This is a genomic window from Caulobacter sp. LjRoot300, assembly GCF_964253875.1.
In the GTDB taxonomy this organism is placed as follows: Bacteria; Pseudomonadota; Alphaproteobacteria; order Caulobacterales; family Caulobacteraceae; genus Caulobacter.
Genome location: NZ_CAXUSA020000005.1, coordinates 67,235 through 92,981, shown reverse-complemented (window position 1 = coordinate 92,981; position 25,747 = coordinate 67,235). Strand labels below are relative to the sequence as shown.

The following is a 25,747-nucleotide window of genomic DNA, read 5'->3' as shown; positions in this document are numbered from 1 at the left end:
AAAAATTGGTCAGTCAGATCTCGGCGACCTTGGAGAAGCGGGCGCGGGCCCCGGCGGCGGCGCGGCGCGCTTCTTCCAGGGCGATTTCCTCGGTGGTGAACAGCAGGTGGTCCATGACCGCGGCCAGATGGGCGCGCATGGCCGCGCGGGCCGCCTGCGAATCGCGGGCTTTCAGGGCTTCGACGATCCGGCGGTGCTCGGCGACGACGGGGCGGATCTTGGCGCTGCGGGCCTTGTCGTGCAGCAGGGCGCAGGCCGGGGAGGTCGAGCGCAGGCGCCAGAGCTCGTCGATCATCAGCACGATGCCGGCATTGCGCGTGGCCCTGGCGATCGTCATGTGGAACTCGCGGTCGGCGTCCTCGGTGACCTTCGCGCGCAGGTTCTCGGCGGTCATGTCGTCCAGCAGGGCCTCCAGCTTGGCGATCTCGTCGTCGGTGATCTGCTTGGCGGCCAGCGCGGCGGCCTCGCCCTCGAACGCCAGGCGGGTCTCGGTGAGCTCGAAGGCCGTAATGGCGAAGCCTGGATGGTCCTCGCGGCCCGGCAGGCGGCGAACATAGGCGCCCGAGCCGACGCGGATGTCGATATAGCCCTGCACCTCCAGGGCGATCAGCGCCTCGCGCACCGCCGGGCGACTGGCGCCGTATTCGACGCAGAGCTCGCGTTCGGCGGGGAGGCGGCTGCCGATCTCGTACCGTCCAGCGACCAGGTCGTCGAAAATATGCCGGGCCAGCCTCTGGTAGATTCGGTCGCCGTTCGAGGTTCCGTCCTCGGCCGCGCCGACCTTTTCCGCGCTCCCCTTTGCGCGAGCCGCCATTCCCTACCTCCAGGATCCGTCGCCAACCGTCGGGTCGGCGCGGTGATTGTGGGCCGGATCGGTCAAGTTGTCAGGCAAAAAGAGGTTGACGCAAATCCTCGATCCCCAAAATTGGTCAGGCAGATTAAGCGAGAGCGGACAGGCCGCTCATCAAGAAAATAGGAGGGGAAACATGAACAGGCGTCTTCTTTGGATGGCCAGCGCCGCCTTGGTCGCGATGTCGGGTCACGCCTGGGCGCAGACCGCGGCCCAGCCGGCCGACGAGGCCACCGCGCTCGACACCATCGTCGTGACCGCGCAGAAACGCGAACAGAACCTCCAGGACGTGCCCGCCGCGGTCAGCGCGGTGAGCGGCGAGCAGCTTGAAACGCGCAACGTGGTCCAGGTCACGGACGTGGTGCGCATCTCGCCCAGCCTGACGGTGACCGAGAACACCAACGCCACGGGCAACAGCATCAACCTGCGCGGCATCGGCACCTTCTCGTTCAGCATCGGCATCGAGCCCAGCGTCGCCGTGGTGGTCGACGACGTCGCGCTGCTGCAGCAGGCCCAGGCCTTCTCGGGCCTCAACGACATCGCCCGCCTTGAAGTGCTGCGCGGACCGCAGGGCACGCTGTTCGGCAAGAACGCCGCCGCCGGCGTCATCAACATCGTCACCCAGGCGCCGACCAAGACCCTGACCGGCTCGGTCGGCGGCGCCCTGACCAGCGACGGCGAAAAGCGCGTCGACGGCATGATCTCCGGCCCGATCTCGGACAAGGCCGGCTTCCGCCTCAACGCCTTCTACGGCGACCGCGACGGCTATGTCCGCAACCTCAACACCGGCCACAAGCTCAACGGCGACCGCTCCTATGGCGTCCGAGGCCGGCTGGAGCTGGATCCGACCGACAACCTCAACATCGCCCTGACGGCGTCGCACACCAACACCAAGACCGACGGCCAGGTCCGCACCTTCCGGAGCATCAAGCCCGGCGCCACCGCCTTCGGCGCGCCGCTGGCCCTGTCCGCCGTCGGCCTGACGCCCGGCCCGGACAACTACAGGATCCGCCTCGACACCGAACCGAAGAACACCAGCAAGCAGACCATGCTGACGGGGCGGGCTAACCTGGACCTTGGCCAGGCCAACCTGATCTCGATCACCGGCTATCAGGACTGGCGCTTCCGCTTCCGGGAAGACCTCGACACGCTGGGCACGCCGACCCTGCTCAACGCCGCCGACCCGACTAGTATCCTGCCGAACGGCTCCGTCGCGGGCGGGCCTTTCCACTCGACCAACTTCACCCAGGAAGTGCGCCTGGTGTCGAGCGGCGCGCGCAAGCTCGACTACCTCTTCGCCCTGTTCTACGCCGACGGCGATTCCAACCGCTCGTATTCGCGCGGGCCCAACGCCGCGACCAGCTGGGCGGCGACCGCCGGCACCAAGACCATGGCCGCCTTCACCCAGATGACCTACCACGTCGGTTCGAGCACCCACGTCGACGGCGGCCTGCGCTTCAATCACGAAGCCATCGAAGCCACCTTCATCAACCGCACGCCGACGGCGACGCCGCCCGCCAACAACGCCTCGTGCCTGTCGGTCTGTTCGGGCAAGGCCAAGGACGACCACGTCACCTACAAGGTGGCGCTGCGCCAGGACCTCGCCGACAACGTCATGGCCTACGCCTCGTTCTCGACGGGCTACAAGGGCCAGGGCTTCGACATCAGCACCGGATTCACGCCGGCCCGGGCGGCCAAGCCCGTTCGCCCCGAGACCAGCAAGGCCTACGAATTGGGCCTCAAGAGCCGCCTCCTGGAGAACCGGGTTCAGCTGAACGTCACCGGCTTCCTGACCGACTTCACCGATTTCCAGGCCCAGGGCGGCGTCACCCAGCCCGACGGCACCATCGTGCCGCAGCTGAGCAATGTCGGGTCTCTGCGCAGCAAGGGCGTCGAGATCGAGGCCTCGGCCAGGCCGGTGCGCGCCCTGCGCCTGGACGCCTCGGCCGCCTATACCGACGCGACCATCCGCGAGTTCGCCAACGCGCCGTGCTACACCAACCAGACGGTCGCGCAGGGTTGCCGTCCGGTCGGGGGCTCCAACTTCCAGGATCTCTCCGGCAGCCCCTTGGCCAACTCGCCGAAGTTCAAGTACTCGCTGGCCGGCGCCTATGACGTCGCGCTGCCGAGCCTGCCCTTCGACGGCTTCGTGACCGCCGAATACACCCACCAGAGCGCGGTCATGCTCGACCTGTTGGGCACGCCGATCTCGCGCCAGAAAGCGTTCGGCGTGGTCAACGCCAGCATCGGCGTGGCGGGACGCGACGAGCAGAACTACCGCGTGGCGCTGTTCGTCAACAACCTGTTCGACCAGTCCTATGCGACCTCGCTCGGCTATACCGGCTCGTCCAACGCCGGCGCCGTCGCCCAGCTGCTGCCGCGCAATTCCAGGCGCTACGTCGGCATCCGCGCGCGGATGGGCTTCTAGCCGCGACAGGATTCGCGCGGCGGGCCGGGTCAAGCCTCCCCAGGGACCTCTTCCCCTGTTCCTGGGTCTTCTCGCCTCGGCGAGCGGCGGTGCGCCTGGTCGGCGCGCCGCCTTTTTCTTGTCGAGCGACCTTGGCCTCGCCCGAGGTTCGACAGCGATGTCAATGCGGTAGCTTATGGACAACGTTGTCGCGGAGGGTTAGGACAACGTTGTCGTAATCACCATTCAGAGGGTGGAGCGACCATGGCCTCGATCGGAAGGCCGGAGGAAGCAGATGGAAGCCTCAAGACGCCGGTTTCGCCGCGAGCGCCCGCTGTCCGACCGACGCGGGATGCCCGCATGAACATGGTGCTTGTCAATCAGGAGCAGGTCCTGGCCCTGCGCAACGCGCTGCCGGCGGTGACCAAGGTCTGGCTCCAGGAGGTGCTGGGCGTCAGCGAAACGACCTGGCGGTCGTTGCGGGACGGAAGGCCGATCCGCCAGTCGACCTACGATCGGCTGGTCGCCAGGTTCGAGAGAACGCCGCAGGGCGCCGTCGTCGGCTCGTTCGCCGCCGCTACGTCACGAAATCACGCCGCGTCCGCTGACGCCCGATGAAACGGCGCAGCTCGCGCTCGCGAGGCTAGTCTCGGAGGTTGGACCGCAACCGCGGCTATCGAGCCCTATCGGCCTGGACGATCGGGCGGCGTCCGGGTTTGTAGATGCTGCCCGCCAGGACAAGCGCGGCGAGGAGCAGGCCGGCGTCGACGACCCAGGCCGCTCCATCGTCCAGTCGCGCGCCGTTTACGGCCACATGGGCGCAGGCGGTGAGCGCCAGGAGGCCCGCCGTCGTGGCGCGCAGGCGGAGCGAGATCGCCGCGGGAGTCCAGAGGATCGCGGTGGCGCTGGCCGCCAGGGTCGCGACGCCCCAGATCGTCACCGGCGGAACCGGCAGCAGCAGCGCCGCCAGGGCCGAGACGGCGTAGGCGACGGGCTGGCTCCAGACGAAGGCGACCCAGATCCGCTCCCAGCGCGGGGCCGGGCGGCCCTTGTCGCGCCGGCGGGCCAGCCAGATGGCCACGCCGCTGGAGGTGACGGCGGTCAGGCCCAGGCCCAGCAGGAAATAGGCGACCTTGACCGGCCAGCCGCCGAACCAGCCGAAGTGCAGGGGCGTCAGGGTCGACAGCACCCGCAGACCGACGCTGCCGCTCTCGTAGCCGACCTCGCCCAGCGGCCTGGCGTCGCCGCCGACCACCACCAGTTCGCCGCGCGACAGGCGGCCGGGCGTGATCAGGGCGACGCTGGCGTGCTGGCCCGTCTCGCCGGGATGCTCGACGAACAGGTAGCTGGGCCGGGCATTCGGGTAAGCGGCCTCAAGATTGACCAGCGCCTGGGCGATGTCGATCACTCGGGCGGCCGGGCGCGGGTCGTCGGCCACCTTGGGGCCGGCGAACAGGGCGTAGGCCTTGGCGGTGTCGCCCTTGAAGGTGGCCAGGGCCAGCACGCCGACGATGATCGTCGTCAGGCCCAGGAAGGCGCCGGTCAGCGACACCACCAGGTGGAACGGCAGGCCCCAGACGCTGATGCGGTTGTGGAGGTCGGCCTCCTGCAGGCGCTTGGACCCGCCCCAGCGCAGGGCGAAGGCGTCCTTGAAGACGCGCGGATGCGAGAGCACGCCCGACACCAGCGACGACAGCAGGGCCACGCCGGTCAGGCCGACGATGAAGCCGCCCCAGGCGCGCGGCAGGTGCAGGACCGTGTGCAGGTCGACCTGGAACCGGGTCCAAGGCGTCTTCTGCTCGCGGACGAGCCGCCCGGCGGCGTCGGCGACCCAGGTGCGTTCGCGGCCCTGGGCGTCGTCGCCGTGCACGCTGAGGCGCGGATAGGTCGGCTCGGGCAGGCGGATGAACAGGTCGTGGGCCTTGGGATTCTTGGCCAGGACGGCGCGGAACGCCGCGTCGGCCGCCTGGGGCGAGGCTTGGTTCAGGATCGGCCCCGCCGGTTGCTCCCAGCGGCCGTACTCCTGGGTGAAGACGGCGATCGAGCCGGAGAAGCAGACCAGATAGATCAGCGCCGCGAAGGCCAAGCCCAGGGCCGAATGGCCGGCCAGCATGGCGCGCACGAACTCGGCCGGGATCCTGGGCCAGATCGGCTTGCCCGTCGCCTGGCCGGACTTGGACTTGTCGCGCGCCATCAGAGCGCTCCCTTCAGGAAGGCCGCGCCCAGGGTGACGACGGCGACGCCGGTCAGCACGGCGGTGGCGCGCAGGATCCTGTCGTCCGACAGCGTCCAGGCCATGCCCGCGGCCCACAGGAACGGGACCATCAACCCGCCAATGACCATCCGGCTTTGCACCGCGCCGGGCGCGCAGATGGCCACCGCCAGGCCGCAGCCGAGGGCGGCGACGCCGGCCAGCGGCCCGGCCAGGAAGCCGCGCAGCCAGCCGCGCCAGGCGACGCTGCGGCGGTCGGAGGGCTCCAGGGCCAGTTCGCGCGGCGCCTTGCGCCTGGCGTCGCGCCATTCGACGCCGACGGCGACCAGGGCCAGGGCGGCGGTGGAGGCCAGGGCCAGCACGATGGCCGGGCCGCGCGCGGCGCCCAGCAGGACGACGCCCAGGGTCAGGGCCAGGACCAGCAGCCCCCAGCCGCCGACGATCAGCCACGGGCGCTGGGGCGAGGCCATCCGCCAGGCCTGCCGCAGCAGCAGGGCGCCAGCCAGGGGCACGGGCGCGAGCGCCAGCCCGACCAGGGCGTCGGGAGCCAGCGGCCCCATCACCAGCGGGTCTCCAGCGTGACGCCGACCACCCGAGGCACGCTCAGCAGGGCGATCGGGACGTCGTTGCGATTGTACTGGCTGTAGGTGGCGTCCAGCAGGTTCTTGCCGAACACATAGGCGCCCCAGTGCTCGCGCTCGTAGCCGAAGCGGCCGTTGAACAGCACGCGGCTCTTGACCAGGGCCTGGCGCGCCTGGTCGACGTCGGCCTGGGAATAGGACTTGCCGCGATAATTGCCGTCCAGGTGGCCGACCAGGCCGTGGGTCCAGCGATAGTCGACACCGGCGCTCAGGGTCCAGCGCGGCGCGTAGGGGAACTCGGCCCCCGAAAGGTCGGTGCTGGTCGTGCCGACATCGACGCTGAAGTCGTCGAACTGGGTGCGGGTGTGGCCCAGCGACGCGTACCAGCTCAGGGCTTCGTCGACGCGCTGGGCGATCTCGACCTCGAAGCCGTAGAGGTGCGACTGGCCGGCGTTCTCGACCTGGGTGTCGTAGGTGTTGAGCCCCAGATTGACGAGGACCTGCTGGTCCTTCCAGTCGACATAGAAGGCGTTGGCGTTGACCGTCAGGGCGCCGTCCAGCCAGGCCGTGCGCAGGGCGGCCTCGTAGTTCCAGGTGTATTCCTGGTCGTAGGGCGACACCCGCGAGCGGGCGATGTTGACGGTCGAGCCGCCAGACCGGTAGCCGCGCTGCGCCGTCAGGCTGGTGGAGATGTCGCCGGTCCAGTCGTACTTGACCCCGACCTTGGGCAGGAAGGCGTTGAACTTGCGCGTCGCCTTGGGCGCGGTGGAACCGGCCTGGGCGACCATGTTCCCGACGAACTGGTTCACCAGCGTCACATAGGCGGCGAACGGGCCGAAGGCCGCCGGGTCGGGATAGGTTCCCGCGAAGGTCGCCGACTGCACGCTGCTGCTGGTGTTGTCCTCGTGGTCATAGCGGAACCCGCCCAGCAGGCTGAGCTTCGGCGTCACGGCGAACGACCCGTCGGCGAAGACGGCGGTTGTCTCGACCACCTCCGGCAGGCTGCCCGAATAATCCACCGGGATAACCGGCAGGGCGGCGACATAGAGATTGGCGAAGGCGTTGGCCTGGGCCGACGCGGCGGCCTGCTGGGCGGGGGTCGGACTGCTCACCCCGGCCAGCAGGGTCGAGGTCAGAACGCTGACCAGGGTCGGCTTGGGGAACGGCACGTTGGTGATGCTGACCGTCAGGTCTCGGGTGTCGCGCTTGGCGTGGTAGAGGCCCACCAGGCCCCGGAGCCGCTCGCCCTCGTAGTTCAGCCGCAGCTCCTGGGAGGCGGTCTTGATGTTCTGGTCCCGCGTGCCGTAGGCCAGCCGTTCGGCGGTGTAGTCGGTGTCGTAGCTGCCCAGGGAGTCGATCTTGTTCCACGAGGCGACGCCGGTCAGCGTCAGCGCGTTGCTTAGCTTGTAGCTCGTCTCAAGCGTGAAGATGTCGACCTTGGAAGCGGTGCGGCTCGGGTCGTTCGAATAGTCCAGCCGATGGTCGTAATAGTCCGGCGTATCGGTGCGGGCGTAGGTGAACAGGTAGCCGGACTTGCGCCTGTTGTGGGCGTAGGTCGCCAGCACCTTCAGGCCGGGCAGGGCGGTCGGGGTCAGCAGCAGCTTGCCGCGGACGCTGAGATTGTCGACGGCGTCGACGTCCTCGTGGCGGACGGGGTTGTAGAGGAAGCCGTCGGACTCCTTCTTCTCGGCGGCCAGGCGGAACGCCAGCTGGTCGGCGGCCAGCGGACCGCCGCCGGCGACCGCGATCGAACGCTCGTCGCCGCTGGCGGCCGTGGCCCGGGCCCGGAAGCCGTAGTCGAAGCTGGGGTCCGTCGAGCGGATGATCACCGCGCCGGCCAGCGAGTTGCGACCCTGCAGCGTCGATTGCGGACCGCGCAGGATCTCGACCTGGCCGATGTCCCACATCTCCAGCGGACCGCTGAACACCGCCTGCTCGGGCAGGGCCGCGCCATCGACATAGACGGTGGACAGGCCGCCGGCGCCGCCGCCTGACACGTTGCTGTTGCTGATCCCGCGGATGGTGAAGCCAGTCTTGCCGTAGGTCTCGCTCATGTTGGCGGTGCGGTTGACCACGTCATAGAGCGTCTGGATGTTCTCGCGCTCGATCCGGGCGGCGGTGGTCACCGCGACGCTGGTGATCGTCTGCTGCAGGGTGCGCGACGACTTCTCGCCGGTGACGATCACGGCCTCGACGGCGGTCGACGGCTCAGCGACCGGCGACGCGGCGTTGGGCGTGGCGGCGGTCTCGGCGGCGGCGGCTTGGGCGAGCGCCCACGCGCTCAGCGCGCTGGTCACCAACAGTCGTTGTCTCATGCGTACCCCCGGTAAGGAACGACGGGAGGTACTTCGTGATAATAATGAGAGTCAATCTCATTCGCAAAAACACTTGCGTGGGAAGGGGCGCGGAGCGGACGATGGCCGCGTTCCGAATTGTGGGCGGCTCCCGATGCGCGGGAGCCGCCCAACCTCGGCTAGAACCGCTTGCGGACCGAAAAGCCCACGGTGCGCGGATTGATGCTTACCGCCTGCCGCCTGTTGTTGAGCGCGGAGGTGACGCTCATCAGGCCGACTTCGTTGGCGACGTTGTTGAGGAACAGGTAGGCGCCCCAGTCGGCTCCCTCGACCCCGCCACGCAGGTTGGCGTAGCCGTAGTCGCCCTGCTTCTCATAGTAGACATAGGTGGGGCGGAACTGCGAAGCGGACTCGCCCACATAGGCGTAGTCGGCCCGCAGCAGGCCGTTCAGGCTGTCCGTCAGCGGCCAGCTATACTCGATCGCCGCCGAACCGCTGAAGTCGGCCACGTTCGGGAACTCGTCGCCGCGCAGGCCGGTCGATCCGGTGATCAGGATCGTGGAGTTCGCCTGGTCCTGCGTCAGTTTGGCGTCGACGAAGGCCGCCGTCGCGTTGAGGGTCAGGCCGGGAATCGGACGGGCGACGGCTTCGAGTTCGAGGCCCTTGATGCGCGCCTTGCCGGCGTTGGTGAGATAGCTGAAGGCGCCGTTGGCGCTGGTCGCCGAGATCTGCATGTTGTTCCAGTCGATCTGGTACGCAGCGGCGTTCAAGGTCAGGCGGTGATCGAACCATTGGCTCTTCACGCCGGCCTCGTAGTTCCAGAGGCTGTCGGGCGCGTAGGCCAGCAGGGCCGACTGCAGACCTGGCACGTTGTTGGCGCCGCCCGGGCGGAAGCCCTTGGCCGCCAGGCCGTAGACCATGATGTCGGACGTGACCTGATAGCTGACATTGAACTTGCTGACCCAGCCGCTGGCGCTGGCGTCGACCTGGGCGGCCGGACCGACATAGGACTGGGTGATGAAGTTGCTGATCCGCACCTGGCCCGAGACGGTCTTGTCGTAGTCGAAGCGCCGCGCGCCGACGGTCAGGCTCAACTTCTCGATCGGCTTGTAGGTCACCTCGCCGAAGAAGGCGGTCTGCTTGGTGTCGGTGCCCACGTGGCGCCAGGCGGTCAGGTCGCCGGGATTGATGACCCCGGTCGTGGCGTCGGCCTTGGCCACCTGGCTCTCGATATAGTCGGAGCGGTCCTCGTAGTAGACGCCGGCGGTCCAGTCGATCTTGTCTTCGAACAGCGAACCGTTGGCCCGCAGTTCGTGGTTCCACGAGGTCAGACCCATCGGCTGGTACAGGGCGCCCGGCGTGCGGCTGTCCGCATAGGTCGTGTATTGCGTCATCTGGGCGGGGGTGCAGGCCGGGTTGGTGGTTCCCGCGGCGGCCGGGCCGCCGGCGATGTAGTTGCGGCACGACGTGGCGTTGGCGCGGTTGGCCGACAGGGTCGGGCTATAGTCGGAGTTCCGCAGCAGCGTCCATTTGTAATAGGACGAGGTCCCGGTCAGGGTGGCGAAGCCCAGGTCCCACTTGGCCGTGATGTTGTAGACGCGCAGATTGTCGTCGGTCGGCGCGATCGTGCGGGCGTTGGTCGAGTAGTCCTTGGCGCCCAAGGCCGGGTACCAGATGTTCTGGCCGTCCAGGGTGGTCTTCTGGAACAGGCCCGAGGCGTTGATCGTCAGCTTGTCGGTGGGCGTGAAGCCCAGCATCAGGCGGCCGCCGGTCGAGTGCTGGTCGTTGATGTCCTTCTTGTTCAGCAGGACGTCGTCGACATAGCCGCCTTGCTCGGCCTCATACAGCACCAGGCGGGCGGCCAGCTTGTCTTCGATCAGCGGCACGTTGACCATGCCCTTGACCGAGTAGCCCGTGCCGCCGTCCTTCTGAGCTGTCCCCTGGGTCTCGACCGCGCCCGAATACTGGGTGCTGTCGGGCTTGTTGAGGATGACGCGCAGCGTGCCGCCCATCGAGCCCGAGCCGTAGAGCGTGCCCTGCGGCCCGCGCAGGACTTCCACGCGTTCGACGTCGAATAGGTTGACGTCAGCGCTGGTCGAGCTGGCGTCGGCGGTGGTGCCGGCCGGGCCGGTCAGCGGGGTTTCGTCGTAATAGAGACCGACGGTCGCCTCGCCGGCACTGCGTACGCCGCGCAAGGTCAGGCGCCGGTTGGTCGGCGAGTTGCCTTCGACCTGCAGGTTGGGAACGGTGCGGAAATAATCCTGGATCCCCGAGGCGCCCAGGGCCTGCAGCGACTTCTCGGTGACGGCGCTGATGCTGATGGGCGTGGTCTGGATGGTGGTCGAGCGTTTCAACGCGGTGACGACCACTTCCTCGATCGTGCTGTTGTCGGCCGGCTGCGGCGCCGCCTCCTGCGCGAGGGCCGCGTGCGCGCCCAAGGCGGTGAGCGCGGTCGCCCCCAGGGCCAGGGCCTTCAGGCCTTGAAACGGCTGTCTCATGATTATCCCCTCGTTTTCCGACCGCCTGGCGACGACGGTCCGAAGGGTCAGACGTGAGGAAGAGGGACGTCCTCATCGGCCTGGGAAAAAATGGGTGAACGCCCTTAGAAGCCGCGCTCCAGCGTCAGGCGCACCGAGCGGGGCGCGATGCCGTAGTAGTCGACAGGCCCGGAGGTGTTGCGCTGGGCCGAGGCGCGCCCAGCGCGGTCCAGCAGGTTGTCGATCGCCAGCTCGCCGCGCCAGGAAGCGTGCTCGACACCGAAGCTTGCGCCGAACGTCGCATAGCCGCCCATCTTCAGATAGTCGGCGTTTCCGGGATTGAACGCCGACCGGGAGGTTCCGGTATAGGCCGCGTCCAACCGAAGGCGGCCTTCCAGCCCATTCCCCAGGGACCACCGCCGCTCCAGCGATCCGGCGGTCGCGAACCGCGGCACGACCGGCAGCCGGTCGCCCTCCAGGCCCAGGCCGATGGCGGTGTTGGTGATCTGGTCGGCGGTCAGGCGCGCATCGGTGAAGGTGGCGCTGGCGACGGCGTCCCAGCCCCACAGCGACCGGGCGGCGAACTCGGCCTCCATCCCCCGGATGCGGCTGGCGCCGATATTGGTCAGGAACGAGAAGGCGCGGTTCTGGGTCTGGGCGCTGTACTGCATGTCGCGCCAGTCGATCTGGTAGACGGCCAGGTTGGCGGTGAAGCGATGGTCGGCCGACTGGCTCTTCAGGCCGGCCTCGTAGTTGGTGAGCCGGTCGGAACGGTAGGGCGCCAGGGTGTCGGCCAGGCCCGGCACGACATTGACCCCGCCCGGACGAAAGCCCTGCGAGACCTGGACATAGCCCAGCACGTCCGCCGTGATCTGGCGACTGGCCAGGGCCTTGAGGCTCCAGCCCTGCTCAGGGGTCCGCGCGTCGATCACATAGTCGGCCCAGGTGCCGGACACGACGTTGGGGACCTGCACCTCGCCCCGGTCGCGCTTGACGTAGCTGAAGCGCCGAGCGCCCAGGGTGACACGGGTTTCCGGCGCCGGATCGTAGGAAAGCTCGCCGAAGACCGCGCTCTGGCCGAGATGGTTGTCGATGCTGCGCCGGCCGATCAGCACCGCCGGCTGCTGCGGCGCGCCGGTCAGCGGGTCGACATGCGGGACCTGGCTGTCGATGTGGTCGTCGCGAACCTCGTTGTAGACGCCAACGGTCCAACCGAGCGGACTGTCGCGAACTGACGAGGCTCGGACCTCCTGGATCGACGAGGTCAGCCTGGCCGGCTGGTTGAGGATCGCCGGATACAGGCTGTCCACATAGCTGGCGTAACCCTGCATCTGGCCAGGATCGCAAGCCCCGCCCAAGGCGTAGTAGCGCGCGCAGCCCGAGGCGCTGTCGCGTTCGCCCAGCAGCACGCCGCTGTAGTCGGAACGCCGCGTCAGCCGCCACCGGTACCAGGACGCCGTGGCGGTGACATCGACGGCCTCGCCCCGCCAGTGGAGACTGGCGCTGGCCAGGTCGATCCGGCCGTCGAAAGGGGCTCGCGCCGCATGGCGGGTCCGCCAGGGGCCGGCGATGTCGTGCCAGGCCGAGATGTCGTCGCGATGCGTGGTCTGGGTGGTGGCCGACAACAGCACCGAAAGCCGTTGGTCCGGCCGCCATTGCAAGCCCAGGCGCGCGCCCTTCACCGCCGTGGAATCGACGTCGGACAGGCCCAGGCGGACGTTGTCGACCACGCCGGGCGTGTCGAGGTCGTAGACCGTCAGGCGAGCGGCGAGCACGCCCGACACGATCACCGGGTTGACCGCCGCCGTAATCCCGCCCGCCTGGCCGCCGTGGCGCAGGCTGGTGGCGCTGGCGCTGACGAAGCCGTTGGCGTCGTCCAGATCGGGGCGCCGGAACAGCACGCGCAGCGCGCCGCCCATGGAGCCGGAGCCATACAGCGTGCCTTGCGGGCCGCGCAGCAACTCGATGCGGTCGACGTCGACCAGCGCCAGCTCCGGCGTCATGACGCCGGGATCGGCGGTGGTGCCGACCGGGCCGGTCATCGGCGTTTCGTCATAGTAGAGGCCCGTCGTGGCTTCCCCGGCCCCATAGACGCCGCGCAGCACCAACCGGCGACCGAACGAGGTCGAGACCAGTTTCAGCCCGGGCAGCAGGGGCGCGGCCCGCTCCAGATCGACCATGCCCAGGCGGGACAGGGTCCCGCCGGTCAGCACGGTCATGCTGACCGGCGTCTTCTGCATCTCGCTGTCGCGCCTGAGCGCGGTGACCACTACCGCCTCCAGCGGATCGTCGCTGTCGGACGCGGCGTCCGGCGCCGTTTTCGCCGGATGCGGCGCGGAGGGGGCGACCGGGGCCGGCTGGATCAGGAAGCTGCGCCCCTCGAGCCGCACCGTCAGGCCCGACCCCGCCAGCAGTTTCGTCAGGGCGTCCTCGGCGGAGAAGACGCCCCTCACCGGCGGACCGCGGCGGCCGGCGGTCAGGCGCGGCGAAAACAGGATCTCGCGATTGCTCTGCAGGGCCAGCTGGTTGAGCGCTTGGCCAAGCGGCTGGGCGGGGATGTCGAAACGCGACGCCGCCTCGGCTCGTGCGGCCTGGGCGCAAGGCGGCGCCAGAAGAGCCGATCCGCTCGCCGCCCAGGCCACGGCCGCGACGGTGCGAAGCCGCATGGACGCTCCCGACCTGCCCGACCCCCACACGACGACTCTCGCACCCCTTGCCCGACAGCACGCCAGCCACGTCCCCAGAGGGCTCGGAGCGTGCCCAGTCCACCCCGAACTGCGTTGCGACCACTGATTTCCGCTGCCCAGCATCGCCTCTTGCACACCCTTTAGGCAACGCACTCAGGGTAGCGCACGGCGGGTTCCCACGCGGTCGTGCGCCTTGACACGGGGGGCGGGGCGCTTTCACCTCGTTGTCACGAAGGTCGGGGCTGTGTGGATGATGCGTATCGGCAGGGTGGCGACGCCCTCGGGGGGAGGGCAGGCGCTCGTCGACATGGGCGCCCGGTTCACGCCGGCCTTGCGGGCGTTCTTCTCGCGCAGGGCCCCGATGAACGATGTCGAAGACCTCGTCCAGGAAGTCTTGCTCCGCATCCACAAGCGTCAGCCCGAAGCGGTGGTGAACAATGTCGAGGGCTATCTCTTCGAGGTGGCGGCCAATGTCCTGATCGACAAGGGGCGCGCGGACCGTACGCGCTGTCGCTCGGCCCACTGCGAATTTCAGGAAATTCATCATCCCGTTGATGAAATGTCTCCCGAGCGCGTCTTACAGGCTCGGGAACAGATGGCGCGAGCGCTGGCGGCTCTGAACGAGCTACCGGAGCGGACCCGGCGGGTTTTCGTCCTCGTGCGCTTCGAGGAGATGAGCTACAAGCTCGTCGCCCAGCGCCTGGGCGTTTCCGTCAGCGCTGTCGAGAAACATGTGATGAAGGCGCTGCGTCTTTTGGGCGAGCGTCTGCGGGACCAGGATGACCTCGACCACGCCGGTCAACGACAGACACGACGACCCTGACGTCACCGCGGCGACCTGGTTCGCGCGACTGCAGGGCGACGCCGTTCTGGCGGAGGATCGCCGCGCCTTCGAACGCTGGCTGGCCGCCGATCCGCGCAACACGGTCGCCTGGGCCCGTTGCCAGGACGTCTGGAACGGCCTGGGCCTGCTGGAGGCCGACCCCGCCCTGGCCGCCCTGCGGGCCGACGCCCTGGCGGCGGGGGAACCCTCCTCTCGGCGTCTCAGCCGTCGCGGACTGCTGGCCGCGGCGGGGGTGGTCGCCATGGTCGGCGGCGCCGCCGTCGGTTGGCGCGTGCTCGGCAAGAAGGCCGCGCCGGCCGCCGACTCCTCGGCCGACCCGATCTTCACGACCGCCCTGGGCGAGCTGTCCACCTTCCATCTGGCCGACGGCTCGATGGTCACCCTCGGCACCGACTCCGCGGTCAGGGTCAATCCCTGGGATCGCGAACGACGGCTGACCCTGGTGCGCGGCCAGGCCTTCTTCAAGGTGGCCAAGGACGCCGCGCGGCCCTTCGTGGTCGCGGTGGGCGACAAGCTGGTCACGGCGGTGGGCACGGCCTTCGACGTCCGCCTGGATCCGGGCAAGCTGTCGGTGACTCTCCTCGAGGGCCGCGTGCGTATCGCCGGTCCTTCGCCGCGCGGGGATCGGATGGTCGAGATGTCGGCGGGATCCAGGTTCGTCGCGGCCGACGCCGCCGACTGGACCATCGCGGCCGTCGACACGGTCAAGGAATCCAGCTGGCTGCAGGGGCGGCTGGTGTTCGACGGCGAACCGCTGTCGGCCGTGGTCGACGAGATGAACCGGTTCTCGGCGCGCAAGCTGCGGGTCGCCGATCCCGTGGTCGCCGCCACGCCGGTCAGTGGCGTGTTCAAGACGGGACAGGTCGACGCCTTCGTGGCGGCCATCCGCAGCTATGGCCTGGCGGATATCGGTCGCGCCGACAGCGACGAGATCGTCCTGGTCCGGCCCCGGGCCTAGCCCCATCGCGCAGGCATGAGAAAAGGGCGGACGTCGCGCGACGTCCGCCCTTCTGCCATCATGGCGCGGCTGGAGCGCCTAGCGGCCCGACACCGCTGGACCATAATAGAGGCCGTTGAACAGATGGCGGCGTTGTTCGTGGCGGGCGGCGGCGCGGCGGCGGTCTGGGCGAGCGCCGGTCCGGCGGCCTGCAGGGCGAGCGTGATGGCGACGGTCGCCAGTAGCGGTCTGCGCATGGTCGGTGAAACCCCTGGATCCCCCCCCACGGCGGTCCTCGTCCTTCAAGACGGAAGCCGGGAAACCTTCCTCATCGTCAAAAAGGCAGAACGTTACTTTATTACAGAGGTTTTTTGACGCCCCGGCGGTGAGGGAAGGGCGCGAGGTTGCGTCTCATTGGACAGCCGCCCGTCGGCGCCGTCCTTCGCTTACCTGGGGAAACGTCCACAATGAAGCTTTCGACCTTGAAGCTCGTCCTGCTGTCGGCCGCCATGACGACCGTGTTCGCGGTCCCGGCCGGCGCCAAGCCGCTCACCGACGCCGACCGGACCCAGATCCTCAAGACTGTCGACGCCGACGCGCCCCAGATCTCGGACGCCGCGCTGAAGATCTGGGGTTTCGCCGAGGTCGGCTACCAGGAGACCAAGAGCTCGGCCCTGCTGCAGGAGCAGCTCAAGGCCGGTGGCTTCGAGGTCCAGGCTGGCGTGGCCGGCATGCCGACCGCCTTCATCGCCAGTTTCAAGAACGGCTCGGGGCCGGTCATCGCCATCCTCGCCGAGTTCGACGCCCTGCCGGGCCTGGCCCAGACCCACGATCCGGTGAAGACGGGGATCCCCGGCCAGGTCGCCGGCCACGGCTGCGGCCACAACCTGTTCGGCGCGGCTTCCGTCGGCGCGGCCGTCGCGCTGAAGGACTGGATGGTCAGGAACGACATAAAGGGCGAACTGCGCGTCTACGGCTCGCCGGCCGAGGAGGGCGGCTCGGGCAAGGTCTATCTGGTGCGCGCGGGCCTGTTCAAGGACGTCGACGCCACCCTGCACTGGCACCCCAATAACGAAAACACCGCCGTCCAGGGCGTATCGATGGCCAATATCAGCGGCAAGTTCCGCTTTCACGGGATCTCGGCCCATGCCGCCGGCGCGCCCGAAAAGGGCCGCTCGGCCCTGGACGGCGTGGAGATCATGGACGTGGCCACCAACTTCCTGCGCGAGCACACGCCCGACAAGACGCGGATCCACTACGTGATCACGGCCGGCGGCACGGCGCCCAACGTCGTGCCCGACTTCGCCGAGGTCTATTACTACGTCCGTCACCCCGACCCGGCGGTGGTCAAGGACGTCTGGGCGCGGGTCGAGAAGGCCGCCCAGGGCGCGGCCATGGCCACGGGCACGACGGTTGACACCGAGATCACCGGCGGGGTCTACGCCCTGCTGCCCAACGACACCCTGGGCAAGGTGATGGACGCCAACCTGCGCAAGGTGGGCGGGGTCGCCTGGACGCCGGAAGAGATCGCCTTCGCCAAGAAGATCCAGGAATCCCTGCCCGGCGCGCCGTCGATCGACACCGTCAAGACGGTCGCGCCCTACAAGGTCGAGATGGAAGGCGGCGGCGGGTCGACCGACGTGTCCGACATCAGCTGGGTGACGCCAACCGTGGGACTGGGCACGGCGACCTTCGTCCCGGGCTCGGCCGGCCACAGCTGGCAGAACGTCGCCGCCGCCGGTTCGACGATCGGCGTCAAGGGCGCGGTCAACGCGGCCAAGACCCTGGCCCTGACCGGGGCGGACCTGTTCTCCAATCCCGAGACGATCAGGAAGGCCAAGGCCGAGCTCGATCAGCGTCGTGGGCCGAACTTCGCCTACAAGGCCATGCTGGGCGATCGGCCGCCGGCCCTCGACTACCGCAAGCCCAGCGCCGGCGGCCACGAATAGCGATCGAAGGTCCGCCTTTCGATCGTCAGCGGCCGGCGCTCCCGCCCCCGGTACGGCGCCGGCCGCCCCCTTCATCGTTTTCCCACCACGGAGATCCCTCATGGCCCAGGCCATCATCGTTCCCCGAGACCGCTTCGAAGTGCTGAAGGACGCCTTGCCCGCCATCACCCGCGACCATCTGTTCAGCGTCTACGGCATCAGCGAGACCACCTGGGGCAAGCTGCGCAAGGGCCAGCCGATCAAGCTGAGCACCTGGGAGCGGATACAGGCGCGCTACGAGCGCGCGTGCTCGGTCCTGGCCCAGGCGGCTTGACGACCTCCGTCGCCGAAGGAGTCCGAGGCGCGGGCGCAAGAAAAATCGGCGCCAGGGGTGAGGGGCTCGGCGCAGCTTCCGTCTTGCTCATATCAGCACCGTCGACCTCAGTAGGATCGCGTTCCATGAAGCTCGCCCTGAAAGCCGCCATCAGCGCCGTCGCGCTGGGCTCGGCCCTGCTCCCCGTGTCGGCCGGCGCCGGCGTCGCCGCGTCTCCCAAGGCCGAGGTGACGGCGATCATGGGCGCGACGGTGTTCGACGGCACGGGCGCTGAGCCGCGCCTGGCCAACGTGGTGATCCGCGACGGGCGCATCGTCGAGGTGGGACCCGGCGTGAAGCCGCCCCGGGGCGCGCGGGTGATCGACGCCAAGGGCGAGGCCTTGCTGCCGGGCTTCTACGACCTGCACACCCACTGGACGCCCAGCGGCATGCCGGGAACCACGCCCCAGATCGTCGCCGCCTATGTCTCGGCCGGGGTCACCACGGTCAGCGACTTCAACGCCGCGCCGGAATCGTTCGCGCCGCGCCGCCAGTGGCTGTCGACCCTGGTCGCGCCTCACGTCAATTTCGCCGCCCGCATGAGCACGCCAGGCGGCCATGGCGCGGACTGGGCCGACAGCAACACCACCAAATGGGTCAATACGCCCGAGGCCGCTCGCGCCGCGGTCCGCGCGATCGCCGTCTACAAGCCCGACCTGATCAAGGCCTTTACCGACGGCTGGCGCTACGGCGTCGCGCCCGACAACACCAGCATGGACGAGTGGACCCTGGCGGCGCTGGTGGACGAGGCCCACAAGAACCAGCTGAAGGTGTTCACCCACACTGTGACGGTCGATCGCGGCGAGGCCGCGGGGCGCGCCAAGGTCGATGTGATCACCCACAGCCTGCAGGACCGGCCGCTGGACGCCGAGGCCGTCGCGGCGATCAAGGCCGGCGGCACGTCCGACACCCCGACCCTGGCCGTCTATGAACCGACCAAGGCCGGTCCGCCCCGCGACATGAGCGATCCCAAGGTCAAGCAGAGCTTCCAGAAGTTCGACTACGCCCTGGGCAACGCCAAGGCGCTGCACGACGCGGGCGTGACCCTCGCCCTGGGCACCGACGCGGGCATGCCCGCGACGCCGCACGGCGTCTCGACCCTGCACGAGATGGAATTGCTGGTCCGCGCGGGCCTGACGCCGGCCCAGGCCTTGATCGCGGGCACCGCCGACAGCGCCAGGGTCATCGGCCAGCTCGACGATCGCGGCACGATCCAGCCCGGCAAGCGCGCCGACCTGGTGCTGATCAGGGGCGCGCCCTGGAAGACCATCGAGGACGTCCGCAAGACCGACAGGGTGTTCATCGACGGCAAGCTGGTGTTCGGCCCCGGCGCGCCGGCCATGACCGCCAACGCCGCGACCACCATGTCGCCGGTCCCGGCCAAGGCGCTGATCGACGATTTCGAGCGCGCCGACGGCCGGTCCAGCCTGGACACCTTGCGCAACGACGATCCCGACGGCGGGCTGGATCGCACCGTCGAGATCAGCCAGGTGATCTCGCGGGGGACCGAGGGCAGGGCGCTGTCGATCGCCGCGCGCATGGCCATGAAGGCCAAGCCCAACGCCGGCGTGATCATTCCCCTGACCCGCGGCTCGATCCAGCCGGTCGACGCCCGCGCCTTCAAGGGCGTGCGCTTCGAGGTTCGCGGCGACGGCGACTACGCCCTGGGCGTCACCACCACCAGCGCCCGCTGGTCGGCGCCGTTCTCCGCCGGGCCGGCATGGCGCACGGTGGAGGCGCCGTTCTCGGCGCTCAAGGCCACGACCTATCGCGGCGACAAGGACGACAAGGCGACCTGGAGCGGCCTGGACCTGACCGAGGTCGAGTTCATGGGCGGTCGACTGGGCGGCGAGAAGATGTGGATGGAGATCGACAACGTCACCTTCTACTGAGGCCCTTTCCGCACGGGCTCCGAAAAAAGTCGCTTCAGCAGGTGAGGGACCGCTCCCCGCTTCCGTCTGACTGACCCTGAGGGCCCCGATCCACGTCTGGATCCGGCGGTCCCGGGTCTAGGATCGGGGATACTGAAATGAACAACGCCAAGGCGCTCCGCGCCGTCATGCTGGCGACCTCGGCGCTCTGCGCGGGTTGGACCAGCGCCGCCGTCGCCCAGAACGCGCCGCCGCCGCAGGACGCCGTCGTCGAGGAAATCGTCGTCGTCGGCTCGCGCATCGAAGGCGCCAAGGCCACGGCCGCCCTGCCGGTCACCGTGGTCGACTCCAAACAGTTGGACGCCATCGCCGCCACGTCGGGCGACGACCTGTTCCGCGCGATCCCCCAGATGGGCGACGTCAACTACAACAGCAGCTACCTGCCGGGCAGCAGCAATTCCGCGCGCGGCGACATCGGCTCGGTGAACCTGCGCAACCTGGGTTCGGGCAACACCCTGGTGCTGCTCAACGGTCGCCGCGTGGTGGCCCACCCGACCAGCCAGGCCGACGGCACGAGCCTGGTGCCGACGATCACCTACAACACCAACGCCATTCCGACGACGGGCCTCAAGCGTCTCGAAGTCCTGCGCGACGGCGCGGCCGCGATCTACGGCACCGACGCGGTCGCCGGCGTGGTCAACACCGTGCTGCAGGACAACTACGACGGCGGCGATGTCGAAGCCCAGTACGGCTACGCGCCGGGCACGCACCTGAAGGAATACGGCCTGACGGGCCTGTTCGGCAAAACCTTCGACCGGGGCAATGTCACCGCGTTCCTGACCTACGACCAGCGCACGGCGCTGCGCACGGGGGACCAGGACTACACCGCCTCGGCCGACAAGCGTCCGCTGTTCGTCGGCACGGCCTTCGAAGGCGCCACGGGGCTGGACGGCCGCGCCACCGCAACGCCGTGGGGCAGCTTCACCGCCTCAGCCGCCGTCCGCCGGAACGGGGCCCTGATCACCAGTTCGGCCGGGGCTTTCCACATTCAGCCGACCACCAACGCCGGCAGCCTGGTCTCGCTGGGCAACGGCATCAGCATCGACGACGGGGCCATCGCCACCTCGGGCGACGATCGAAACCTGCGCTACGACGCGGCCGCCACCGGCCTGTCGGTGATGCCCGAACTGAAGCGCATCAATGTCTTCCTGACCGGCAACTATCGGCTCACCGAAGAGATCACGGCCTTTGGTGAACTGGGCGTCTACCGCGCCAACACCCATGCCTGGCAGGCCCCGTCCGCGACGACATCGGCCCAGGTGATCACGGTTCCGCGCTCGAACTACTGGAACCCCTTCGGCCCGACCACCTTCGCCGACGGCACGGTCAACCCCAACCGCCTGGCGGGGACCACCGCGCCCGCGGCCGGCCTGAACGTCACCATCAACGGCTACCAGTTCGCCGACGCCGGTTTGTCCAGGGTGGACGTCGAGAACACCCAGACCCGATATCTCGGCGGCCTGAAGGGCGAGAAGTTCGGGTTCAAATGGGAAACGGCGCTGCTCTATTCGGCGGCCGAGGTGAAGGACGTCTCCGACGGCGTCAGCGCCACGGCGCTGCAGCGGCAGCTGGCCCTGTCGACACCCGACGCCTACAACCCCTTCAACGGCGCCAACCTGTCCAGCCCCAGCGTGGGCGACGCCGCGGCCAGCAGCGCCGCCACGCTCAACGCCATCCGGGTCAAGTCGACGCGCGACAGCAAGAGCACCCTCGCCTCATGGGATTTCCGGATCTCGAAGGCCGACCTGTTTTCCCTGCCGGGCGGCGACCTGGGCCTAGCGGCCGGCGTCGAGTTCCGCCGCGAGACGCAGAAGGACGACCGCGACGCCCGCGTCGACGGCGCGATCCCCTACACCAACAGCGTCACGGGCGTGGTCTATGGCAGCGACCTGATCGGCGTCAGCCCCTCGCCGGACACCAAGGGCTCGCGCAAGGTCGCCTCGGCCTATGTCGAACTGGCCGTGCCCGTCATCTCGCCGGAGATGAACATCCCGCTGGCGCGCAGCGTCGAGGTCCAGCTGGCCGGTCGCGCCGAGGACTACAGCGACGTCGGCTCGGTCGCCAAGCCCAAGGTGGCGGTGGCCTGGGACGTCCTGGACGGTTTCCGCCTGCGCGGCTCCTGGGCTCAGGGCTTCAAGGCTCCGAACCTGGAGCAGATCAACGCCGAGGTCATCACCCGTTCCAATACCCGAACGGACTATGTGCGATGCGAGGCCGACCTGCGAGCCAATCGGATCACCAGCTTCAGCAACTGTTCGCGTTCGCTCAGTGTCGCGGCGCAGCGTTCGGGCAACCCCGACCTGAAGCCGGAAGACTCCGAAACCTCGGGCTTCGGCTTCGTGTTCGAACCCAAGTTCGTGCCGTCCGAATACGGCCAGTTCACCTTCACGGTCGACTACTGGCGCGTGAAGCAGAAGGGCATCGTCAGCCTGTTCGGCGAGGGCAACGCCCTGATCCTCGATTATCTGCTGCGCACCCAGGGCGGCAGCAACGCCAACGTCGTCCGCGCCGCGCCGACGGCTGACGACGTCGCGGCGTTCGCCGGCACGGGCCTGACGCCCGTCGGCACGGTGTTCTACGTCAAGGACCAGTACGTCAACGCCCTGCCGCAAGAGGCGCGCGGCATCGACATCGGCGCGATGTGGCGTCTGCATGGCACGCGGCTGGGCGACTTCGATGTCAGCGTCAACGGCGCCCACCTGCTGAAGTTCTACCAGCGGCCGTCGCCGGCCATCGCCGAGCTGATGGCGGCGCGCGCGGACGGCGACATCAACGCCGGCACCACCATTTCGGGCGGCGGCGATTACATCCGCCAGAACGGCAAGCCGGAATGGAAGTGGACCGCCGCGCTCAGCTGGCGTCTGAACAACGTTTCGGCCGGGGTGTTCACCCAGTACATGTCGGACGTCGACGACACCAACCTGCTGGACTCGGCGGGCGCGCCCTGGGTGATCGACTCCCAGCTCACGGGCAACGTCTACGCGCAGTATGAATTCACCGACGGTTGGGCCGCCAACACCAAGGTCAAGCTGGGCGTGCGCAACATCACCGATGAGGCGCCGCCGCTGTCGTCAAACGGCTATCTTGGCTCGATGTATCAGCCCTATGGACGCTACCTCTACGCCAGCGTCCGCAAGAGCTTCTAGCAGCGATGGCCGCGCTCCCCGGAGCGCGGCCATTCGCGCATCCGCCCTCGGGAAAGCTCAGTTCACCCGTCGCGCCGCGCCGGGCAGGTGCAGCGAGAACTCCGGGATCGCCGCCTCGAACACCTCGCCGGCCTCGGTCATCATCTGGAAATGGCCGACCATGGCCCCCGACGGGGTCGGCAGGGGGCAGCTGCTGACATAGCGGAACGCCTCGCGCGGCCGCAGTTCCGGCTGTTCGCCGACCACGCCTGAGCCCTCGACCTCCGTCGAACGATTGAGCCCGTCGGTGATCGTCCACGAACGCGCGACCAGTTGCACCGCCTCCGCGCCGTGGTTTTCGATCTCGACCGTGTAGCCCCACATCCACAGCCCGTCTTCGGGCGCGGAGTCCTCGGGTTGGAAGACCGGCGAGACGCGCACGACGATGTCACGGGTGCGCGCCTCGTAGATGCCCGCGTCGGCGCCACGCCGGCGGCGGATCCGCTTCAGGGGCGGGGAGGATTCACGCCTGGTCGAGCGCACGGGTCACGTCTCGGCTCAGGTCGGCAAGGCTCTCCAGCCCGACCGACAGGCGCACGCCGCCCTCGACCACGCCCAGCGACGGACGCATCTCCTCGGGCACCGAGCGGTGGGTGGTGGTCGGCGGGTGGGTGGCCATCGACTTGGCGTCGCCCAGGTTGTTGGAGATGTCGACGATCTCCAGGGCGTTGAGGAACTTGAAGGCCGCTTCGCGCGAGCCCAGGTCCAGGGCCAGCACCGTGCCGCCGCCGCTCATCTGCGACTTGGCGACGTTGTGGCCCGGATGGTCGTGGCGGAAGGGATAGAGCACCTGCTTGACCGCCTTGTGCTCGGCCACCACGTCGGCCAGGGCCGCGGCGGTGTCGTTCTGGCGGCGGACGCGCAGGTCCAGGGTCTCCAGGCCCTTGACCAGCACCCAGGCGTTGAACGGCGACAGCGACGGGCCGGTGTGGCGCAGCGGGTCGCGGTAGAACTCCTCGTTGATCGCCTCGCTGGTCAGGATCGCCCCGCCCAGCACCCGGCCCTGGCCGTCGATGTGCTTGGTGGCCGAATAGACCACGATGTCGGCGCCCAGCTTCAGCGGCTGCTGGAAGATCGGGGTGGCGAAGACGTTGTCGACGATGACCTTGGCCCCGACCGCATGGGCCAGTTCCGACACCGCGCGGATGTCGGTGATCTCCAGCACCGGGTTGGACGGGGTCTCGATCAGCACCGCCTTGGTGCCCGGGCGGATCGCCGCCTCCCAGGCCTTGGGATCGGTGGCGTCGACGAAGGTCGTCTCGACGCCGAAGCGCGGCAGCCACTCGGCGATCAGCCAGCGGCACGAGCCGAACAGGGCGCGGCCGGCCACCACGTGGTCGCCTGCCCGGACCAGGCCCATCAGGGCGGCGTGGATCGAAGCCATGCCGGTGGCCTGGGCGCGGCAGACCTCGGCGCCTTCCAGCAGGGCCAGGCGGTCCTCGAACATCTTGACGGTCGGATTGTTGAACCGCGAATAGACGAAGCCGGGATCCTCGCCGGAGAACCGGCGGTCGGCGCCCTCGGCGCTGTCATAGGTGAAACCTTGCGTCAGATAGAGGGCCTCGGCCGTCTCCATATATTGCGAACGCGCCAGACCGCCACGGATCAGCTTGGTGGCGATATCCCAGTCCTTCGGGTCCTCGGCCATGGCGGTTCCTTTCCTCCTACGCTGGAAACGGCCGGCATAAGGGGTTTCGGCGGGCCCAGGGTCAAGGCGGACAAGTCTGATTTCAACATTAGAATTGTCACAGGCGAGTAAGAGGCCGGCGGATGGACCGCGAGCCTTGCCTTCATGGCGTGGTTTAGCGAGTGTCGCCCCGATGACCGACGCCCACGCCGCGGGGATTCTGCCCTGCCAATCCATCGAGGACCTGATCGCGCAAGAGGCGATCACCTCTCAGACCCCGTTCGACACCGACCAGGTGCAGCCGGCCAGCCTGGACCTGCGCCTGGGCGCGCGGTGCTGGCGGGTGCGCGCCTCGTTCCTGCCCGGCGTCGCCCGTCGCGTGCCCGAGCGCCTGAAGGACGTGGCGATGCACGAGCTGGACCTGACCAAGGGCGCGGTGCTGGAAAAGGGCTGCGTCTACATCGCCGAGATCCAGGAAAGCCTGGCCCTGCCGGCCAACATCGCCGCCCGTGGCAACCCCAAGAGCTCGACCGGTCGGGTCGATGTCTTCGTTCGCCTGCTCAGCGACCACAGCAAGGCCTTCGACGACATCGAGGCCGGCTATGAGGGGCCGCTCTATATCGAGATCGCGCCGCAGACCTTCTCGGTGCTGGTGCGGTCGGGAACGCGATTGAACCAGCTACGCCTCAAGCGCGGCGAGCCGGCCAAGCTGGCCACCCGGAGCGTCGGCGTCGACCTGACCTCGGGCGTCGTCGGCTTCCGCGGCCGCCGCCACGCCGGCGTCATCGACCTGGACCACGAGGACGGCCACGATCCGCGCGACTTCTGGGAGCCGCTGGAGACCCGCCACGGCGAGCTGCTGCTGGATCCGGGCGAGTTCTACATCCTGGCCTCCAAGGACAATATCGAGATCCCGGTGCTGGAAGCGGCCGAGATGACCCCGATCGATCCGTCGGTCGGCGAGTTCCGGGTGCACTACGCCGGTTTCTTCGATCCCGGATTCGGCACCGAGGAGGCCGGGGCCGTCGGCTCCAAGGGCGTGCTGGAGGTGCGCAGCCACGAGACGCCGTTCCTGCTGGAGGACGGCCAGATCGTCGCCCGCCTGGTCTACGAGCCGCTGACCGCCCGGCCGCGCCGCCTCTACGGCGAGGGCGGGTCGCACTACCAGCGCCAGGGCCTGAAGTTGTCCAAGCACTTCAAGGCGTGGCGTTAGGCCGCAACGGCCGACGCTTCCCCGATTAGCCGGCGGCTTCGTACCCTGGGCGCCTGTCGAGTCCAGGCCGCGCCGGGACCCTGTCGCCGCCCCGTAACGGCGTGGTCCTGCAATCGGCCTGGCTGCACGGCGACATGGACAGGCTGGGGCCGCTAGTCGTCGATGTGATGCGCCGCGACCGGCCGGCGCTGTCGACGCCCT

The 25,747-nt window shown here is 68.8% G+C and carries 18 protein-coding genes; 10 read left to right on the top strand and 8 right to left on the bottom strand.

Translation table 11 applies throughout. The features are described from left to right. Positions 1–13: 13 nt before the first annotated feature. Positions 14–814: a FadR/GntR family transcriptional regulator gene (locus ACSQ2G_RS17570; RefSeq protein WP_310082545.1), complete on the bottom strand. Its 801-nt coding sequence runs from the start codon at positions 812–814 to the stop codon at positions 14–16. Positions 815–986: 172 nt separating this feature from the next. On the opposite strand from ACSQ2G_RS17570, the gene ACSQ2G_RS17565 reads away from it, so the two are divergent. Both ACSQ2G_RS17565 and ACSQ2G_RS17560 read left to right on the top strand, forming a co-directional pair. Continuing rightward, on the top strand, positions 987–3,278 hold the full coding sequence (locus ACSQ2G_RS17565; protein WP_436033065.1) for a TonB-dependent receptor: 2,292 nt from the start codon (positions 987–989) through the stop codon (positions 3,276–3,278). Between the two features lie 339 nt (positions 3,279–3,617). Continuing rightward, complete coding sequence (locus tag ACSQ2G_RS17560; RefSeq protein ID WP_436033063.1) at positions 3,618–3,875, top strand: hypothetical protein; 258 nt, start codon at positions 3,618–3,620, stop codon at positions 3,873–3,875. A gap of 55 nt (positions 3,876–3,930) precedes the next feature. Here the strand turns inward: ACSQ2G_RS17560 and ACSQ2G_RS17555 are convergent, their stop codons facing one another. The 5 genes from ACSQ2G_RS17555 to ACSQ2G_RS17535 form a co-directional block, all read right to left on the bottom strand. Further along, positions 3,931–5,451, bottom strand: coding sequence for a PepSY-associated TM helix domain-containing protein (locus ACSQ2G_RS17555; RefSeq protein ID WP_436033061.1), 1,521 nt, complete (start codon positions 5,449–5,451; stop codon positions 3,931–3,933). Continuing rightward, positions 5,451–6,029 carry a hypothetical protein gene (locus ACSQ2G_RS17550; protein ID WP_436033059.1) on the bottom strand — a complete coding sequence of 193 codons (579 nt, stop codon included), beginning with the start codon at positions 6,027–6,029 and terminating at the stop codon, positions 5,451–5,453. Before ACSQ2G_RS17550 ends, ACSQ2G_RS17555 begins: the two co-directional genes overlap by 1 nt. Further along, entirely contained in the window at positions 6,029–8,365 is a 2,337-nt protein-coding gene (locus tag ACSQ2G_RS17545) for a TonB-dependent receptor (RefSeq protein WP_436033057.1), read from the bottom strand. The genes ACSQ2G_RS17550 and ACSQ2G_RS17545 overlap by 1 nt, the downstream gene beginning before the upstream one ends. A gap of 158 nt (positions 8,366–8,523) precedes the next feature. Then, a complete protein-coding gene (locus ACSQ2G_RS17540) occupies positions 8,524–10,842 on the bottom strand; it encodes a TonB-dependent receptor (protein WP_436033055.1) in 2,319 nt (772 codons plus the stop codon). A 104-nt stretch (positions 10,843–10,946) separates the two neighbouring features. Continuing rightward, on the bottom strand, positions 10,947–13,487 hold the full coding sequence (locus tag ACSQ2G_RS17535) for a TonB-dependent receptor plug domain-containing protein (RefSeq protein ID WP_436033053.1): 2,541 nt from the start codon (positions 13,485–13,487) through the stop codon (positions 10,947–10,949). Positions 13,488–13,758: 271 nt separating this feature from the next. Between ACSQ2G_RS17535 and ACSQ2G_RS17530 the strand changes: the two genes are divergently transcribed. From ACSQ2G_RS17530 to ACSQ2G_RS17500, 7 genes are all read left to right on the top strand, one after another. Continuing rightward, on the top strand, positions 13,759–14,331 hold the full coding sequence (locus ACSQ2G_RS17530) for an RNA polymerase sigma factor (RefSeq protein WP_310082538.1): 573 nt from the start codon (positions 13,759–13,761) through the stop codon (positions 14,329–14,331). Continuing rightward, on the top strand, positions 14,288–15,310 hold the full coding sequence (locus ACSQ2G_RS17525; RefSeq protein WP_436033051.1) for a FecR family protein: 1,023 nt from the start codon (positions 14,288–14,290) through the stop codon (positions 15,308–15,310). Before ACSQ2G_RS17530 ends, ACSQ2G_RS17525 begins: the two co-directional genes overlap by 44 nt. 123 nt (positions 15,311–15,433) lie before the next feature. Continuing rightward, the gene (locus tag ACSQ2G_RS17520; protein ID WP_436033049.1) at positions 15,434–15,664 is read left to right on the top strand and encodes a hypothetical protein; all 231 of its coding nucleotides are present in this window, start codon (positions 15,434–15,436) and stop codon (positions 15,662–15,664) included. 92 nt (positions 15,665–15,756) lie between these two features. After that, positions 15,757–17,238 (top strand): amidohydrolase, encoded by a 1,482-nt coding sequence (locus ACSQ2G_RS17515; protein ID WP_436033047.1) that lies wholly within the window; start codon positions 15,757–15,759, stop codon positions 17,236–17,238. 100 nt (positions 17,239–17,338) lie between these two features. Then, positions 17,339–17,551, top strand: coding sequence for a hypothetical protein (locus tag ACSQ2G_RS17510; RefSeq protein ID WP_436033045.1), 213 nt, complete (start codon positions 17,339–17,341; stop codon positions 17,549–17,551). A 125-nt stretch (positions 17,552–17,676) separates the two neighbouring features. Continuing rightward, a complete protein-coding gene (locus ACSQ2G_RS17505) occupies positions 17,677–19,482 on the top strand; it encodes an amidohydrolase family protein (protein ID WP_436033043.1) in 1,806 nt (601 codons plus the stop codon). A gap of 137 nt (positions 19,483–19,619) precedes the next feature. Then, a complete protein-coding gene (locus ACSQ2G_RS17500; RefSeq protein ID WP_436033041.1) occupies positions 19,620–22,667 on the top strand; it encodes a TonB-dependent receptor plug domain-containing protein in 3,048 nt (1,015 codons plus the stop codon). Between the two features lie 57 nt (positions 22,668–22,724). Here ACSQ2G_RS17500 and apaG read toward each other — a convergent pair whose 3' ends face one another. Together apaG and metZ are read right to left on the bottom strand one after the other, a co-directional pair. Then, a complete protein-coding gene (gene apaG, locus ACSQ2G_RS17495; protein WP_436033039.1) occupies positions 22,725–23,189 on the bottom strand; it encodes a Co2+/Mg2+ efflux protein ApaG in 465 nt (154 codons plus the stop codon). Further along, positions 23,170–24,354 (bottom strand): O-succinylhomoserine sulfhydrylase, encoded by a 1,185-nt coding sequence (gene metZ / locus ACSQ2G_RS17490; protein WP_436033037.1) that lies wholly within the window; start codon positions 24,352–24,354, stop codon positions 23,170–23,172. Before metZ ends, apaG begins: the two co-directional genes overlap by 20 nt. 172 nt (positions 24,355–24,526) lie before the next feature. On the opposite strand from metZ, the gene ACSQ2G_RS17485 reads away from it, so the two are divergent. Then, a complete protein-coding gene (locus tag ACSQ2G_RS17485) occupies positions 24,527–25,546 on the top strand; it encodes a 2'-deoxycytidine 5'-triphosphate deaminase (protein ID WP_436033035.1) in 1,020 nt (339 codons plus the stop codon). The last annotated feature ends 201 nt before the right edge of the window (positions 25,547–25,747 follow it).

Bases quoted from the DNA above. Each gene is read 5' to 3' on its own strand.
- ACSQ2G_RS17540 (WP_436033055.1), bottom strand. From the start codon at position 10,842: ATGAGACAGCCGTTTCAAGGCCTGAAGGCCCTGGCCCTGGGGGCGACC.
- ACSQ2G_RS17545 (WP_436033057.1), bottom strand. From the start codon at position 8,365: ATGAGACAACGACTGTTGGTGACCAGCGCGCTGAGCGCGTGGGCGCTC.
- ACSQ2G_RS17505 (WP_436033043.1), top strand. From the start codon at position 17,677: ATGAAGCTCGCCCTGAAAGCCGCCATCAGCGCCGTCGCGCTGGGCTCG.
- ACSQ2G_RS17500 (WP_436033041.1), top strand. From the start codon at position 19,620: ATGAACAACGCCAAGGCGCTCCGCGCCGTCATGCTGGCGACCTCGGCG.
- ACSQ2G_RS17520 (WP_436033049.1), top strand. From the start codon at position 15,434: ATGGCGGCGTTGTTCGTGGCGGGCGGCGGCGCGGCGGCGGTCTGGGCG.
- ACSQ2G_RS17530 (WP_310082538.1), top strand. From the start codon at position 13,759: ATGATGCGTATCGGCAGGGTGGCGACGCCCTCGGGGGGAGGGCAGGCG.
- ACSQ2G_RS17485 (WP_436033035.1), top strand. From the start codon at position 24,527: ATGACCGACGCCCACGCCGCGGGGATTCTGCCCTGCCAATCCATCGAG.
- ACSQ2G_RS17525 (WP_436033051.1), top strand. From the start codon at position 14,288: ATGACCTCGACCACGCCGGTCAACGACAGACACGACGACCCTGACGTC.
- ACSQ2G_RS17510 (WP_436033045.1), top strand. From the start codon at position 17,339: ATGGCCCAGGCCATCATCGTTCCCCGAGACCGCTTCGAAGTGCTGAAG.
- metZ (WP_436033037.1), bottom strand. From the start codon at position 24,354: ATGGCCGAGGACCCGAAGGACTGGGATATCGCCACCAAGCTGATCCGT.
- ACSQ2G_RS17515 (WP_436033047.1), top strand. From the start codon at position 15,757: ATGAAGCTTTCGACCTTGAAGCTCGTCCTGCTGTCGGCCGCCATGACG.
- ACSQ2G_RS17570 (WP_310082545.1), bottom strand. From the start codon at position 814: ATGGCGGCTCGCGCAAAGGGGAGCGCGGAAAAGGTCGGCGCGGCCGAG.
- ACSQ2G_RS17565 (WP_436033065.1), top strand. From the start codon at position 987: ATGAACAGGCGTCTTCTTTGGATGGCCAGCGCCGCCTTGGTCGCGATG.
- ACSQ2G_RS17550 (WP_436033059.1), bottom strand. From the start codon at position 6,029: ATGGGGCCGCTGGCTCCCGACGCCCTGGTCGGGCTGGCGCTCGCGCCC.
- ACSQ2G_RS17560 (WP_436033063.1), top strand. From the start codon at position 3,618: ATGAACATGGTGCTTGTCAATCAGGAGCAGGTCCTGGCCCTGCGCAAC.
- ACSQ2G_RS17535 (WP_436033053.1), bottom strand. From the start codon at position 13,487: ATGCGGCTTCGCACCGTCGCGGCCGTGGCCTGGGCGGCGAGCGGATCG.
- ACSQ2G_RS17555 (WP_436033061.1), bottom strand. From the start codon at position 5,451: ATGGCGCGCGACAAGTCCAAGTCCGGCCAGGCGACGGGCAAGCCGATC.